We start from the raw sequence: 14,962 nt of genomic DNA, 5'->3' as shown, positions 1-14,962 counted from the left end.
TTATTGCTTCTTCCCGAATTCCGGATCGATCTTGACCAGGCCGGCCATGATGAATGCCGGAATCGTCGCCACGCACACCCAGATGAAGAAGTTCTGGTAGCCCATGTATTCCTGGATACGGCCGCTGAACATTCCCGGCACCATCATGCCCAGTGCCATCAGGCCGGTGCAGATCGCGTAGTGCGCCGTTTTGTGCGCGCCTTCGGACACCATGATCATGTACAGCAGCATCGCGGTGAAGCCGAAGCCGTAGCCGAACTGCTCGATCGCGAGGGCGGCAGACACCACGTAGATGTTCTGCGGCTGCTCGGTGGCAAGGTAGACGAACACCAGGTCGGGCAGGTGGACGGAGAACACCATCAGCCACAGGCAGCGCTTCAGGCCCAGGCGCGAGATCAGGTAGCCGCCGGCCAGGCCGCCGAGGGTCAGCGCGGTGACGCCGACGGTGCCGTAGGCGATGCCGACCTGCGAGGTGGTCAGGCCGAGGCCGCCTTTGGCCAGCGGGTCCATCAGGAAGGGCGTCACCAGCTTGATCAGCTGCGACTCGCCCAGGCGGTAGGTCAGGATGAAACCGAGGATCAGCCAGATGTCCTTGCGACGGAAGAAGGTGGCGAAGGTGGTGAAGAACTCTTTCAGGTAATTGTCGCCCTGCTCCACGGCGCGGTCGGATTCCGGCCGCGGCAGGATGACGTGGTGGTACACGAACAGTGCAATGAACATTGCGGCAAGAACGAAGAACACCACCGACCATGCATAGGCGACGTCGCCGGTCGACTTGATCAGTTCGCCGGCGAGGTAAACCAGCAAACCCTGGCCGGCAATGTTGGCCAGGCGGTAGAAGGTACTGCGCACGCCGACGAACGCGGCCTGCTCGTGCTGCTTGAGCCCGAGCATGTAGAAGCCGTCGGCGGCAATGTCATGGGTTGCGGAACTGAAGGCCATCAGCCACAGCACGGCCAGGCTGACCTGGAAGAACGACGGCATCTGGATCGTGAACGCCACCAGCGCCAGCGAAGCGGCGATGATGCCCTGCAAGCCGACCACCCACCAGCGCTTGGTGCGGAACATGTCGACGAAGGGAGACCACAGCGGCTTGATGACCCACGGCAGGTACAGCCAGCTGGTATACAGCGCAATGTCGGCATTCGAGATGCCGAGATTTTTGTACATGGTGACCGACAAGGTCATCACGACAACGTAAGGAATGGCCTGGCCGAAATACAGCGTCGGAATCCACGACCAAGGATTTCTCACTTGCGCTTTTTGCATAGATCTTTCTGGATGAGGGCCCTGCGCCTGCCAAGACTTTATGCGGCGAGTGCCCGGCGCACGCTGCCGCGCGCCGTTTCAAGCAGGGCCCTGGCCTGGGTGACATCGGTCTTCCGCTTCAGCGCCACGACGGCAACCTTGACATGGAAATCGCATTGTTCCAGCAGCGCCCGCGCTGCCGCTTCGTCGGCGCCTGTGGCAAACATGGTCAGGCGGACCGCGCGCAGGATCAGCTTGGCGTTGGTGGGCTTCAAGTCTACCATCAGGTTGCCATAAACCTTGTTCAAACGCACCATTAATGCGCTCGAGAACGTGTTCAGCGCGATCTTCTGCGAAGTGCCGGCTTTCAGGCGGGTACTACCGGAAATGATTTCGGAACCGGTATCGAGCGTCACGCCGATTTCCGCTTCGTTGGCGACTGGCGCATCGGTGTTGTTGGCGAAGCCGACCGTCAGCGCGCCGAGCTTGCGCGCCGCGCGCAGGGCGCCCAGCACATACGGCGTGCCGCCCGACGCGGCGATCAGCAGCACCACGTCGTTCGGCCCGACATCGGCCGCGCGCAGGTCGGCGTCGCCCTGGACGATGTCATCCTCGGCGCCTTCGACGGCGACGAACATCGCCTTGGCGCCGCCGGCCAGCAGCGCGACTGCGCGCTCGGTTGGCCACGAGAAGGTCGGGTACAGCTCGACGCTGTCGAGCACGCCGAGGCGGCCGGAGGTGCCGGCGCCGACATAGATCAGCCGCCCGCCCGCTTCGATACGCGGCAAGGCCGCGGTAACGGCCGCCGCGATGCGCGGAGCAGCGGCGCGAACCGCGTTGACGGCGTTGATCTGGTCATCCACCAGGGTATTGACTAGTTCAACGGTCGGATACTGGTCGAGTTCGGCGTGCTGCTGATCTGGGGTTTCGGTTTTTAACATCGGGGGCTCGGTGCGGGCGTCGCATTTGTCGGATGGATTGGTCAAGCGAAATCCGCCCGATAGCAATCCGATAAAACCAGTGTAATACCAAATTCGCGGCCTTCCCCATGAAAGGATTGGCCGTAGTTATTCCGAAAAGTTATGCAACACGCCGCATCTCGGCGACGAAATCGTAATGATCGCTGCGGCAATACGAATGGGTCAGCTCGACAGCCTGGCCCGATTCGAGGTAGCCGATGCGGGTGATGAACAGCACCGCCTTGCCCTCCGGGATGCCCAGCTGCCCGGCCAGGGTGGCCGGGGCGTTCATCGCGCGGATGTGCTGCAGCGCGCGCACCGGCATGTGGCCGGTCTTGTCCAGGTGGGCATACAGGGAATCGCCGACGCCTTCCGGGCGCGGCAGGATGGTGGCGGGAATCACGCTCACTTCATACGCCATCACCACCTCATCGGCCAGGCGCAGGCGCTCGAGGCGGGCCACGCGCGTGTTCGAGGACAAACCGAGGCTGAGCTGCTCGTCGGCAGCGGCCACGGCGATCGCGCGCTTGAGCCACTGCGAGCCGGCGCGGTAGCCGCGCTGCTCAAGCTGTTCGGAAAAACTGGACAGGTTCGACAGCGGCTGCTCGATGCGCGGCGCCACATAATTACCGGAGCCGCGGCGGCGCACCACCAGGCCCTGGTCGACCAGCTGGTCGATGGCCTTGCGCGCGGTGACACGGGAAATATCGAGCTGGTCGGACAGCAGGCGTTCGGACGGCAGCGCCTGGTCGACGCGGTAGCGGCCCTCGCGCACATCCTGGATCAGCTTGCGCGCGACCTGCATGTACAAGGGGGAATTGTCGTTCAGGTCCACCCTGAATTCGTTGATGCTGTTGCTCATTGCGGTTCCGCTCATGCTTGAGAGTCCGGTAATGGTGCTGTGCCCTCAGTGTAAATGCAATAACAAACTGTGAATATTCACATTCGCATGAAAGAAAGGCGGATCAATATACTAAAAGGTTATGGAGCGAGACGCACATTTCATTAGCAGCGGCGATAATGCCAACTTATCCTCGCCGGACAATAATTTGAGGGAGACAGCATGAAACAAGGCAGGCGGGCAGTGCTTGGGATGGCGTTACTGGGCGGCGTCGGACATGTTTTCGGCGGTTCGCCGAAGCCGATGGTGTCCGGGCCGCCCGAATCGCGGACTGCGCTCGACGCGGAACTGACTGCCATCTCCCAGGCGCCGGAGTGCCAGCTGTCGAGCATGTCGGTACTGGCGATCAGGGACGGCAAGGTCGCCTATGAATTCCAGTCCGGCCAACGCTTTATCGGCATCGGCGGACAGCCATCAAAACCGGCCAATGACCGCACTTTGTACCGGATGGCGTCAATTTCGAAGATGATGACGACGCTCGGCCTGATGCGGCTGGTCGAGGACGGCAAGCTGGCCCTCGACACCGACGCTGGCGCCTACCTCGGCTACCCGCTGCGCAACCCGCGCTTCCCGGACGAGCCGGTCACCCTGCGTACCTTGCTGAGCCATACCTCGACCTTGCGCGACGAGGCGGGCTATTCATTCCCGGCGGCGAAGTCGCTGAAGTCGCTGCTGCTCCCGGCTGGCGAGCTGCACGGGAACGGTGCGATGTGGGCGCCCACTGCGCCTCCGGGCCAGTATTTCACGTACTCGAACCTGAACTGGGGCGTGATTGGCACGATCATGGAGCGGGTCACCGGCGAGCGTTTCGACCGCCTGATGAAGCGCCTGCTGCTCGATCCGATGGGGCTGCATGGCGGGTACAACCCGTCCGAATTTTCGCCGGAAGACCTGTCTGACCTGGCAACCCTCTACCGCAAGCGCACGGTCGACACGGAAATCTGGAACACGGCCGGCCCGTGGATTCCCCAGGTCGACGACTACAGCCAGCGACCGCCGGCGCGCCCGGCCGGGATCGATACTTACGACATCGGCACCAACGCCACCCCGTTCAGCCCGACTGGCGGGATGCGCATGTCGGCGCACGACATGGGCAAGGTCATGCTGATGCTGCTGAACGATGGCAAGCACGAGGGGCGGCAGATCCTGCGTCCCGCCACGCTGGCTACGATGTTTTCGCAGCAATGGGCCGACAACGGCAGCAACGGCAATACCGACCATGGCCTGTTCAACTATTGGGGGCTGGGCAACCAGCACTTTGCGGACAAGCCGGGCATGCAGCTGGTCGAAGGGGGCGGATTCGCGGCCGTCGGCCATTTGGGGGAAGCGTACGGGCTGATGTCGGTGTTCGCCGCGGACCTGGCGGGCAAGAATGGCATGGTGGTGCTGGTGGGGGGCGTATCGTCGGATCCGGAGGTATATAAAGGCAAGTATTCCGCAATGCCACGCTTTGAGGAACAGGTCCTTACCGCGCTGCACCGCGGTGTTATTGTTGGTAAAAAAATCTGAACCCGGACGCTCCCGAACGGTGCATGAGCAGTGGTTATGGCCCTTCGATCTACATTCATTGGCCCGAAGCGGGGCCAGCGCCTAAGCTCATGCACTAAATTGTAACTACTTGGGTTGGAAATGCAGCATGTGATCGTAATCGGTGGCGGTGTCGTCGGCCTGACTTCAGCCTGGTGGCTGCTCGAGGCTGGATACGCCGTCACGCTGCTCGAACGCGAAGCTGCGGTTGGCACCGCTGCCAGCTACCGCAACGGCGGCCAGCTCAGCTACCGCTACGTGTCGCCGCTGGCCGATGCCGGCGTCCCGCTCAAGGCGCTGCAATGGCTGATGCAGGAAGACGGCCCGTTGCGATTCCGTCCCGAAGCCGACCTGCGCCAATGGCGCTGGCTGGCCAGCTTCCTGGCCAACTGCACCTCCGGCGCGAATGCGAAAACCACCGCCCGCCTGCTCAAGCTGGGCGAGCTGAGCCGCAAGAAAATGGCGGAACTCGCAGTCGTGCTGCCGCTGGAAGAATTCTCCTGGCGCGACGCCGGCAAGCTGGTGGTCTACCGGTCGCGCGACGTATTCGACGCCGCCGTGGCGCGGCCCGATTCGGACGAATCGCGCCAGGTGCTGTCGCCGTCCGAATGCGTGGCGCGCGAACCTGCGCTGGCCGAGGCCGAACGCGTGCTGGCCGGCGGCATCTTCAACAGTGGCGAAGCGGTGGCCGACTGCCACGCGTTCTGCCGCGCGCTCGAAGCAAGGCTCGAAGCCAACCCGCGTTTCCGTGGCGTGGTCCATGGCTCGGCGCGCGGCTTCATCACTGAAAGCGGCAAGGTCATCTTTCTCGACACCACTGCCGGCATGCTGTCCGCGGACACATTCGTACTGGCCGCCGGCATCCAGAGCCGCAACCTGGCAGACAGCGCGGGCATCTACCTGCCGCTCTATCCGCTCAAGGGCTACAGCCTGACCGCGCCGATCCGCGCCACCGACCGCGCGCCGGAAATCAGCGTCACCGACTTCGAGCGCAAGGTGCTGTACGCGCGCATCGGCGACAAGCTGCGCGTGGCGGCGATGGTCGACATGGTCGGCGAAGACACCTCGATCAACGCCGAACGCATCGCCGGCCTGACGCGCCAGGTGCGTGCGACGATGCCGCACGCTGCCGATTATGAACATATAGAAACCTGGGCCGGATTGCGTCCTGCAACCCCGAACAGCGCCCCGATCGTCGGCGCGACCAAGTATCCGAACCTGTGGCTCAACGTCGGCCACGGCCCGCTCGGCTTCACCTTCGCCTGCGGCACCGCCAGCATCCTCGCCGACCTCATGGGCGGCAAACAAGCGCCGATCCCGATGGGCGGCCTGTCCCTGCGCAACTAAACAATCGGGGTCAACGTGACCCGGTCCGTCCCCGGGGACAGACCCCAAGGGCTTTTGAAATATTTCAAAAGACTGCTGTACTGCCTCCGCGCTTCAATTTTCCGCGTCCACTCCCTCTGGGGACGCGGCGAAACAAGACATCTATATATACGTCGGGGTCCGTCCCCGGGGTCTGTCCCCGGGGACGGACCCCGATTCTTCGCGATTCTTCGTATTGCCCTGACTACGGTTTTTGCCCTAGCCTCGGATTCCACTGCTTGATCCCGGCTCCCGCTGCAAGTATTCTGTACTTGATGGCGTTATGTCAGGAGGCGCAGTGAGTACCCCTTCCGTGGCCGGTGATGAGCAGGCGAAACCCACCCTCAAACGGGTCATGGGGCCGTTGCTACTCTTGCTTTTCATCGTCGGCGATATCCTCGGCACCGGCATCTACGCGCTCACCGGCCAGGTCGCCAAACAGGTCGGCGGCGTGGTGTGGCTCCCGTTCGTCGTCGCCTTCGCCGTCGCGCTGATGACCGCGTTCAGCTACCTCGAACTGGTCACCAAATATCCCAAGGCCGCCGGCGCCGCCCTGTATACCCACAAAGCCTTCGGCATTCACTTCGTCACCTTTATCGTCGCCTTTGCGGTCATGTGTTCCGGCATCACGTCCGCCTCGACGGCGTCGCGGGCTTTCGCGGCGAACATGGCGAACGCCTTCGACCTCAACCTTGCGGGCGGGTTCGGCATTACCGCTGTCGGGCTGGCCTTCATGGCCCTGGTGGCGGCGATTAACTTCCGCGGCGTCAGCGAGAGCGTCAAGTTCAACGTCGTACTCACGTGCGTCGAACTGAGCGGATTGTTGATCATCATTTTTATCGGGCTGACCGCCATGTCCGCAGGCGAGGGGGATGTGTCCCGCGCCCTTGAGTTCAAGGCTGCCGAGGATGGCGGCGCCTTCTGGCCGGTAATCGCCGGAACGACGCTCGCGTTCTTCGCCATGGTCGGGTTCGAGGATTCGGTCAACATGGCCGAGGAGTGCAAGGACCCGGTGCGCCACTTCCCGAAAGTGCTGCTGGCCGGCCTCGTCATCACCGGGCTGATCTATGTCGCGGTGTCGGTCTCGGCAATCACGCTGGTGCCGGCCGATAAGCTGGGCCAGGGCGAAACTCCGCTGCTGCAGGTCGTCCAGGCCGGCGCACCGAACTTCCCGCTGTGGGTCTTCGCCATCATCACGATGTTCGCGGTCGCCAATAGCGCGCTGATCAACATGCTGATGGCCAGCCGCTTGTTGTATGGCATGAGTAACGAGCATGTCCTGCCCGCCTTGCTCGGCAAGGTGCACGCGAAGCGGCGCACGCCTTACGTCGCGATCGGCTTCACCACCTTGCTGGCCTTCGGCCTGATCACCTTCGTCGGCGAGGTGCCCGCACTCGGCGGGACCACCGCCTTGCTGCTGTTGTGCGTCTTTACCGTGGTGAATATCGCCGTGCTGGTGCTGCGGCGCGACCCGGTCGGCCACGAACATTTCAAGACGCCGAGCTTTCTTCCCGTAGTTGGCGCGCTGTCCTGCGCCTTCCTCGCCGGCCCGTGGACCGGCCGCGATCCGCTGCAATATAAGGTGGCCGGCGTGCTGATCGGCATCGGCATCGCGCTATGGGTGGTCACCGTACTGGTCAACCGGGCCACCGGCCAGAAGCCGGCGGAACCGGCCGTCGTGCCATCCGCCAGCGAATAAGCCGTACCGGGTGTCAACACCGGCGTAATGGCGGATAATGTCGCCATGCCGAAAATACCAGCTTCCTGCCCCTGCGGCGGCCCATCGTTTCCCACTTGTTGCGGACCCTTTCTGTCCGGCGACGCGGTCGCGCAGACGGCCGAAGCCTTGATGCGTTCGCGCTACACCGCCTATACCCTCGGCGACGAAGCCTACCTGCGCGCGACCTGGCACCCCAGCACCTGCCCGATTGAACCAATCGTGAATGAAAACGAAAGATTACAGTGGCTGGGACTTGAGGTAAAATCTGCTTTACGTTTACGTCAACGTAAAGTAAATACAGAGGAGGGCGACACCGTGGAATTTGTCGCCCGCTACAAGATCGGCGGACGCGCCCATCGCCTGCACGAAGTGAGCCGCTTCGTGCGCGAGGCCGGCAGCGGCGATGTGCCGCGCTGGTACTACCTCGACGGCAGTTTCCCCGAATAAGACGAAGGTCAGAAAAGGATCGCAATGCCCCACATCGACAGCAAACTCAATCCGCGCGGTGAAGACTTCAAAGCCAACGCCGCGGCGATGCAACTGATCGTCGACGACCTGCGCGCCAAGGTGGCGGCAGCGTCGGCCGGCGGCGGCGCCGCTGCCAGCGCCAAGCACGTCGCACGCGGCAAACTGCTGCCGCGCGACCGCGTGCAGATGCTGCTCGATCCGGGCACGCCCTTCCTCGAACTGTCGCAGCTGGCGGCTTACGAAATGTACGACAACGCGGCGCCTGCCGCCGGCATCATCACCGGCATCGGCCGCGTGGCCGGCCAGGAGTGCGTGATCGTCTGTAACGACGCCACCGTCAAGGGCGGCACCTACTATCCGATGACGGTCAAGAAGCACCTGCGCGCGCAGGAGATCGCCGACCAGAATAACTTGCCGTGCATTTACCTGGTCGACTCAGGCGGCGCCAACCTGCCGAACCAGGACGACGTGTTCCCGGACCGCGACCACTTCGGCCGCATCTTCTACAACCAGGCCAACCTGTCGGCCAAGGGCATCCCGCAGATCGCCGTGGTAATGGGCTCGTGCACGGCCGGCGGCGCGTACGTGCCGGCGATGAGCGACGAATCGATCATCGTCAAGGAACAGGGCACCATCTTCCTGGGCGGCCCGCCGCTGGTGAAAGCCGCAACCGGCGAAGTGGTGACGGCGGAAGACCTGGGCGGCGGCGATGTCCACACCCGCCTCTCCGGCGTGGTCGACCACCTGGCCCAGAACGACCTGCACGCGCTGTCGCTGGCGCGCACCATCGTATCGAACCTGAACCGCACCAAACCGCAGCAGATGGCCTTGCGCGAGTCAAGCGAGCCAAAATACGCCGCTGAAGAACTGTACGGCGTGATCCCGGTCGACACCCGCAAGCCCTTCGATGTACGCGAAGTCATCGCGCGCATCGTCGACGGCAGCGAGTTCGACGAGTTCAAGGCGCGCTACGGCACCACGCTGGTGTGCGGCTTCGCCCACATCTACGGCGTCAAGGTCGGCATCATCGCCAACAACGGCATCCTGTTCTCGGAGTCGGCGCTCAAGGGCACCCACTTCATCGAACTGTGCTGCCAGCGCAAGATCCCGCTGGTGTTCCTGCAAAATATCACCGGCTTCATGGTCGGCCGCAAATACGAAAACGAAGGCATCGCCCGCAACGGCGCCAAGATGGTGACGGCGGTGGCGACGGCAGCGGTACCTAAGTTCACCGTCATCATCGGCGGCAGCTTCGGCGCCGGTAACTACGGCATGTGCGGCCGCGCGTTCTCGCCGCGCTTCATGTGGATGTGGCCAAATGCGCGCATCTCCGTCATGGGCGGCGACCAGGCCGCGTCGGTGCTGGCGACCGTCAAGCGCGACGGCATCGAAGGCAAGGGCGGCAAGTGGAGCGCGGAGGAAGAAGCCGCGTTCAAGCAGCCGATCAAGGAGCAGTACGAGGAGCAGGGCCACCCTTATTACGCCACCGCGCGCCTGTGGGACGACGGCGTTATCGACCCGGCCGATACCCGCATGGTGCTGGGCCTCGGTTTGTCGGCTGCGCTGAACGCCGAAATCCCGGACACGAAGTTCGGCGTATTCCGGATGTAAGGAGATGACCTTGAACACGCACCAGACCCTGGCCGTCACGGTCGCAAACCGCGTCGCCACCGTCATGCTTAACCGCCCTGACGTACGCAACGCGTTCAACGAAACCACCATCGCCGAGCTGGCGCTGGCCTTCGATGAACTCGGCCGCCGCGACGACGTTCGCGCGATCGTCCTCGCGGCCAACGGCGTGGCCTTCTGCGCCGGCGCGGACCTGAACTGGATGAAGAAGATGGCAGGCTACTCGGACGCCGAGAACCTCGACGACGCCACCCGCCTGGCCGACATGCTGCGCACGATCTACCTGTGCCCGAAGCCGGTCGTGGCCAAGGTGCAGGGCGATTGCTACGCCGGCGGCATGGGCCTGGTGGCCGCATGCGACATCGTGGTTGCGGTCGAGGAAGCGAATTTCTGCCTGTCCGAAGTGAAGCTCGGCCTGATCCCGGCGACGATTTCGCCTTACGTGATCAAGGCGATGGGCGAGAACGCCGCGCGCCGTTACTTCCTGACGGCCGAACGCTTCAGCGCGACGGAAGCGCGCCGCATCGGCTTCGCCCATGAAGTGGTCGCCGCCGACAAGCTCGATGAACAGGTAGCCCTCATCGTCAGGTCGCTGGTCACCAACAGTCCGAACGCCGTCGCCGAAGCCAAGGTACTGGTGCGCGACCTCGCAGGCGAGGAAGTCACCGACGCGCTGCTGCTCGATACCGCGGAGCGCATCGCGAAAATCCGTTCGTCGCCGGAAGGGCGCGAAGGCGTCGCTTCCTTCCTCGAGAAACGCAAACCGTCCTGGCTGAACTGATTGGAATCCCGCATGTCACAAGATTGGGTTGCCCGTAGCCTGCGCAGTGTCTGGCATCCGTGCACCCAGATGCAGCACCACGAAACCGTGCCGCTGATCCCGGTCAGCCACGGCCGCGGCGCCTGGCTGTACGACCACGACGGCAAGCGCTACCTCGACGCGATCAGCTCGTGGTGGGTCAACCTGTTCGGCCACGCCAACCCGCGCATCAACGCGGCGCTCAAGGACCAGCTGGACATGCTGGAGCATGCGATGCTGGCGGGGTTCACGCACGAACCTGTTATCCAGCTGTCGGAACAGCTTTCCGACATGACCGGCAATGTGCTCGGCCATGCGTTCTACGCATCGGACGGCGCGTCGGCGGTCGAAATCGCTTTGAAGATGAGCTTCCACGCCTGGCGCAATGGCGGCCAGCCCGACAAGCAGGAATTCGTCTGCCTCGAAGGCAGCTACCACGGCGAGACCATCGGCGCGCTTGCCGTGACCGATGTCGCACTGTTCAAGGACGCCTACGGCCCGCTGCTGCGCGCCGCGCGCACCGTCACATCGCCGGACGCGCGCAATGCCCGTGAAGGCGAGACCGCGCAGGATGTCGCGCGCCGCGCCGCGGCCGACGTGGCACGCCTGTTCGAGGAACGCGCCGGCAAGATCGCCGCCATCATCATCGAACCGCTGGTGCAATGCGCCACCGGCATGGCGATGCACGACCCGCTGTACCTGAAGCTGGTGCGCGAACTGTGCGACCGCCACCAGGTGCACATGATCCTCGACGAAATCGCGGTCGGCTGCGGCCGTACCGGCACCTTCTTCGCGTGCGAGCAGGCCGGCATCTGGCCTGACTTCCTGTGCCTGTCCAAAGGCATCAGCGGCGGTTACCTGCCGCTGTCGCTGGTGCTGACGCGCGAAGAGGTGTACCAGGCCTTCTACAGCACCGATATGCGCCGCGGGTTCCTGCATTCGCATTCGTACACCGGCAATCCGCTGGCCTGCCGCGCGGCGCTGGCGACGCTGGCGATCTTCCGCGAAGACGATGTACTGAACCGCAACCGCGCGCGCGCCGAACGCCTGACCGCCGCACTGGCGCCGCTGGCGAACCATGAACGCGTGAAGAACTTCCGCCAGCGCGGCATGATCTGGGCCTTCGACGCGGTCGAGCCGGACGCGGAACGCGCATCGACCTTCTCGCGCCGTTTCTTCGCCAGCGCGGTTGAAAACGAACTGCTGCTGCGCCCGATCGGCCGCACCGTGTACCTGATGCCTCCTTATGTCTTGAACGACGACGAGATCGACGGACTGGCCGCGCGCACGCGCACCGTGTTCGAGTCCGTGATTGCGGCCTGACCGATGGACCTGATCGCATCCCTTGACCGCAAGCTGACGGCGCTCGACGAGCAAAGCCTGACGCGCCGCCGCCGTGTCGTCGACACGCCATCGGCCCCGCGCCTTGTGGTCGACGGCCGCCCGATGCTGGCGTTCTGCAGCAACGACTACCTTGGCCTGGCCGCGCACCCGCTGGTGATCGAGGCGCTGCGCGAAGGCGCGTCCCTGTACGGCGCCGGCAGCGGCGCTTCGCACCTGGTCAGCGGCCATGGCCGCGCGCACGAGCTGCTTGAAGAACGGCTGGCCGCCTTCCTCGGCCCGCACCTCGAATCGGCGCGCGCGCTGTCGTTCTGCACCGGTTACATGGCCAACCTGGCGATGCTGACTGCGCTGGGCGCCGATGCGGACGCCGAGATTTTCTCCGAGTCGCTCAACCACGCCTCGCTGATCGACGGCGCGCGGCTGGCGCGCGCCAGCGTCAAGGTCTATCCGCATGCCGACCTCGATGCGTTGGCCGCACTGCTTGAGGCGAGCAACGCTTCCGCCAAGGTAGTCGTCACCGACAGCGTCTTCAGCATGGATGGCGACCTCGCGCCGCTGCCGCAGATGCTGGCGCTGTGCGAGAAGCACGGCGCGTGGCTGGTCATCGACGACGCCCACGGCTTCGGCACCCTGGGCCCGCATGGGCGCGGCGCCCTTGAGCACTTCGACCTGCGCTCGTCCAACCTGGTTTATATGGGTACGCTCGGCAAGGCGGCTGGCGTCGGCGGCGCATTTGTCGCGGCGCACGCCAGCGTCATCGAATTGATGATCCAGCGCGCGCGCCCTTACATCTTTACCACCGCCGCCCCGCCGGCGCTCGCGCATGCGCTGCTGGCGAGCCTGGACATCATCGGCGGCGACGAAGGCGCGCAGCGCCGCGCGCACCTGCAGGCCCTGATCGCCCACCTCGACGGCGAACTCACACCGTCGCGCTGGCAGCGTCCCGTGTCGACGACGGCGATCCAGCCAGTTATCATCGGGAGCAATGCCGAGGCCATGCGTGTCGGTGCAGGCTTGTACCGGCGCGGACTGTGGGTCGCTGCAATCCGCCCGCCGACTGTGCCCGTGGATACCGCGCGCCTGCGCATTACGCTGTCGGCAGCCCATACTCACGAAGAGGTAACGCAGCTGGCAACGGCGCTCAACGAACTGGAAAGGACATGGGATGAGTCTCAATGATCCAACTGATACCGTAGCCGCGGCGAAGCTGGCGCCGGAAACCGCACCCGCCGCGGAGCGCGTGCCATCGCGCTTCAGCTGCTTCATCACCGGCACCGATACCGAAATCGGCAAGACGCTGGTATCGGCGGCGATCCTGCACAAGCTCGCCTCCGGCGGCGTGCGCGCCTGCGGCATGAAGCCTGTGGCCGCCGGCGCCGACATGCGCGATGGCGAACTGCATAACGACGACGCCGACATGCTCGCCGCGGCCGGCAATGTCCACCTGTTAGCCAGCATCACCACGCCGTTCATGCTGCGCCAGCCGTGCGCGCCGCACATCGCGGCGAAGCTGGACGGCGTCAGCATCACGCCGGTGCCGATCATCGCCGCGTATGCCGAAATCGCGGCCGCCGCCGATGCGGTCGTCGTTGAAGGCGTCGGCGGTTTTCGCGTTCCCTTCTCGGACGATTTCGACAGCGCCGACATGGCGCAGCAGCTCAACTTGCCGGTGATCCTGGTGGTTGGGATGCGCCTTGGCTGCATCAACCACGCGCTGCTGACGATCGAAGCGATCGTCGCGCGCGGGCTGGTGCTGGCGGGCTGGGTGGCCAACCAGGTCGACCCGGACATGGCGTACTTTGACGAGAACATCGAAGCACTTGCACAGCGTATCCCGGCTCCGATGCTGGGACGTGTGCCTTACCTCTCAAATCCTTCAGCCGCTGCGGCTGCGGAATTTATCGAACTCGCGGGCTTGCCAGGCTGGCCGCCCGTGCGTGACTGAACCACGAACAAGGAATCACAATGACCCAAACTACCGCCGTCTCCTTCCATCCGCCAGCGGATCCGATCACCCTGCCGAAGGAAGCTACCTGGCCGCTGGCCGACGTGCTGGCGCTGTTCGAGCTGCCGTTCAATGACCTGATGTTCCGCGCGCAGACCGTCCACCGCGCGAACTTCCCGGCTGGCGACGTCGAACTGGCGACCCTGTTGTCGATCAAGACCGGCGGCTGCGAGGAAGACTGCGGCTACTGCCCGCAGGCCGCACGCTACGATACCGGCGTCGAAGCCAAGAAGATCCTCGGCATCGACACCGTGCTGGACGCGGCACGCCAGGCAAAAGCCAACGGCGCGACCCGTTTCTGCATGGGCGCGGCATGGCGCAGCCCGAAAGAGCGCGACATGGAAAAGGTCGAAGAGATGGTACGCGAAGTGAAAGCGCTGGGCCTCGAAACCTGCGCCACCCTCGGCATGCTGGAAGAAGGCCAGGCCGACCGCCTGAAGAAGGCTGGCCTCGACTTCTACAACCACAACCTCGACACCGCGCCAGAGTTCTACAACAACGTGATCTCGACCCGCGAGTACCAGGACCGCCTGGACACGCTGGGGCACGTGCGCAATGCGGGCCTGAAGGTCTGCTGCGGCGGCATCGTCGGCATGGGCGAGTCGCGCGCGCAGCGCGCTGGCCTGATCGCCCAGCTGGCCAACCTGAATCCGTATCCCGAATCGGTGCCGGTCAACCACCTGGTACAGGTGGAAGGCACGCCGCTGCACGGCCTCGACCCGCTCGACCCGTTCGAATTCGTCCGCACCATCGCCGTCGCCCGCATCACGATGCCGCAAGCGCGCGTGCGCCTGTCCGCAGGCCGCCGCCAGATGGGCGAAGCAGTGCAGGCGATGTGCTTCCTGGCCGGCGCCAACTCGATCTTCTACGGCGACAAATTGCTCACGACCGACAATCCGGAAGCCGAGGACGACCGCGCGCTGCTGAACAAGCTTGGCCTGCAGACGCGCGCGGCGACGCTCGACTCCGCGCCGAAGGCAAGCTGCGGCGGCTAATC

The 14,962-nt window shown here is 64.3% G+C and carries 13 protein-coding genes; 10 read left to right on the top strand and 3 right to left on the bottom strand.

The genetic code is table 11. The annotated features are described in order from the left end of the window. The 3 genes from HHL21_RS05405 to HHL21_RS05395 form a co-directional block, all read right to left on the bottom strand. On the bottom strand, positions 1–1,269 hold the full coding sequence (locus HHL21_RS05405) for an MFS transporter (RefSeq protein WP_169464220.1): 1,269 nt from the start codon (positions 1,267–1,269) through the stop codon (positions 1–3). Positions 1,270–1,307: 38 nt separating this feature from the next. Then, a complete protein-coding gene (locus HHL21_RS05400; RefSeq protein WP_169464219.1) occupies positions 1,308–2,189 on the bottom strand; it encodes an N-acetylmuramic acid 6-phosphate etherase in 882 nt (293 codons plus the stop codon). A gap of 139 nt (positions 2,190–2,328) precedes the next feature. Further along, the gene (locus HHL21_RS05395; protein ID WP_169464416.1) at positions 2,329–3,069 is read right to left on the bottom strand and encodes a GntR family transcriptional regulator; all 741 of its coding nucleotides are present in this window, start codon (positions 3,067–3,069) and stop codon (positions 2,329–2,331) included. Between the two features lie 201 nt (positions 3,070–3,270). Here HHL21_RS05395 and HHL21_RS05390 point away from each other — a divergent pair, with 201 nt between their 5' ends. From HHL21_RS05390 to bioB, 10 genes are all read left to right on the top strand, one after another. Further along, positions 3,271–4,617, top strand: a complete 1,347-nt coding sequence (locus tag HHL21_RS05390; RefSeq protein ID WP_169464218.1) for a serine hydrolase domain-containing protein — start codon at positions 3,271–3,273, stop codon at positions 4,615–4,617. A 120-nt stretch (positions 4,618–4,737) separates the two neighbouring features. Next, positions 4,738–5,982, top strand: coding sequence for a D-amino acid dehydrogenase (locus HHL21_RS05385; protein WP_169464217.1), 1,245 nt, complete (start codon positions 4,738–4,740; stop codon positions 5,980–5,982). 316 nt (positions 5,983–6,298) lie between these two features. Then, the gene (locus tag HHL21_RS05380; RefSeq protein ID WP_370659669.1) at positions 6,299–7,699 is read left to right on the top strand and encodes an APC family permease; all 1,401 of its coding nucleotides are present in this window, start codon (positions 6,299–6,301) and stop codon (positions 7,697–7,699) included. Between the two features lie 45 nt (positions 7,700–7,744). Then, positions 7,745–8,167 (top strand): YchJ family protein, encoded by a 423-nt coding sequence (locus tag HHL21_RS05375; RefSeq protein ID WP_169464215.1) that lies wholly within the window; start codon positions 7,745–7,747, stop codon positions 8,165–8,167. A 24-nt stretch (positions 8,168–8,191) separates the two neighbouring features. Beyond that, positions 8,192–9,799: a carboxyl transferase domain-containing protein gene (locus HHL21_RS05370; protein ID WP_169464214.1), complete on the top strand. Its 1,608-nt coding sequence runs from the start codon at positions 8,192–8,194 to the stop codon at positions 9,797–9,799. A gap of 10 nt (positions 9,800–9,809) precedes the next feature. Further along, a complete protein-coding gene (locus tag HHL21_RS05365; protein WP_169464213.1) occupies positions 9,810–10,598 on the top strand; it encodes an enoyl-CoA hydratase/isomerase family protein in 789 nt (262 codons plus the stop codon). A gap of 12 nt (positions 10,599–10,610) precedes the next feature. Beyond that, a complete protein-coding gene (gene bioA, locus HHL21_RS05360) occupies positions 10,611–11,939 on the top strand; it encodes an adenosylmethionine--8-amino-7-oxononanoate transaminase (protein WP_169464212.1) in 1,329 nt (442 codons plus the stop codon). Between the two features lie 3 nt (positions 11,940–11,942). After that, a complete protein-coding gene (gene bioF / locus HHL21_RS05355) occupies positions 11,943–13,139 on the top strand; it encodes an 8-amino-7-oxononanoate synthase (RefSeq protein WP_169464211.1) in 1,197 nt (398 codons plus the stop codon). Further along, positions 13,126–13,905 carry a dethiobiotin synthase gene (bioD, locus tag HHL21_RS05350; RefSeq protein WP_169464210.1) on the top strand — a complete coding sequence of 260 codons (780 nt, stop codon included), beginning with the start codon at positions 13,126–13,128 and terminating at the stop codon, positions 13,903–13,905. Before bioF ends, bioD begins: the two co-directional genes overlap by 14 nt. A 20-nt stretch (positions 13,906–13,925) precedes the next feature. Beyond that, the gene (bioB, locus tag HHL21_RS05345; protein WP_229496058.1) at positions 13,926–14,960 is read left to right on the top strand and encodes a biotin synthase BioB; all 1,035 of its coding nucleotides are present in this window, start codon (positions 13,926–13,928) and stop codon (positions 14,958–14,960) included. Positions 14,961–14,962 lie beyond the last annotated feature (2 nt).

This window comes from Massilia polaris, assembly GCF_012927275.1.
Classification (GTDB): domain Bacteria; phylum Pseudomonadota; class Gammaproteobacteria; order Burkholderiales; family Burkholderiaceae_D; genus Telluria_A; species Telluria_A polaris.
Note: the sequence above shows the minus strand (reverse complement) of the source record. Positions and strands in the feature narration are given on the sequence as shown.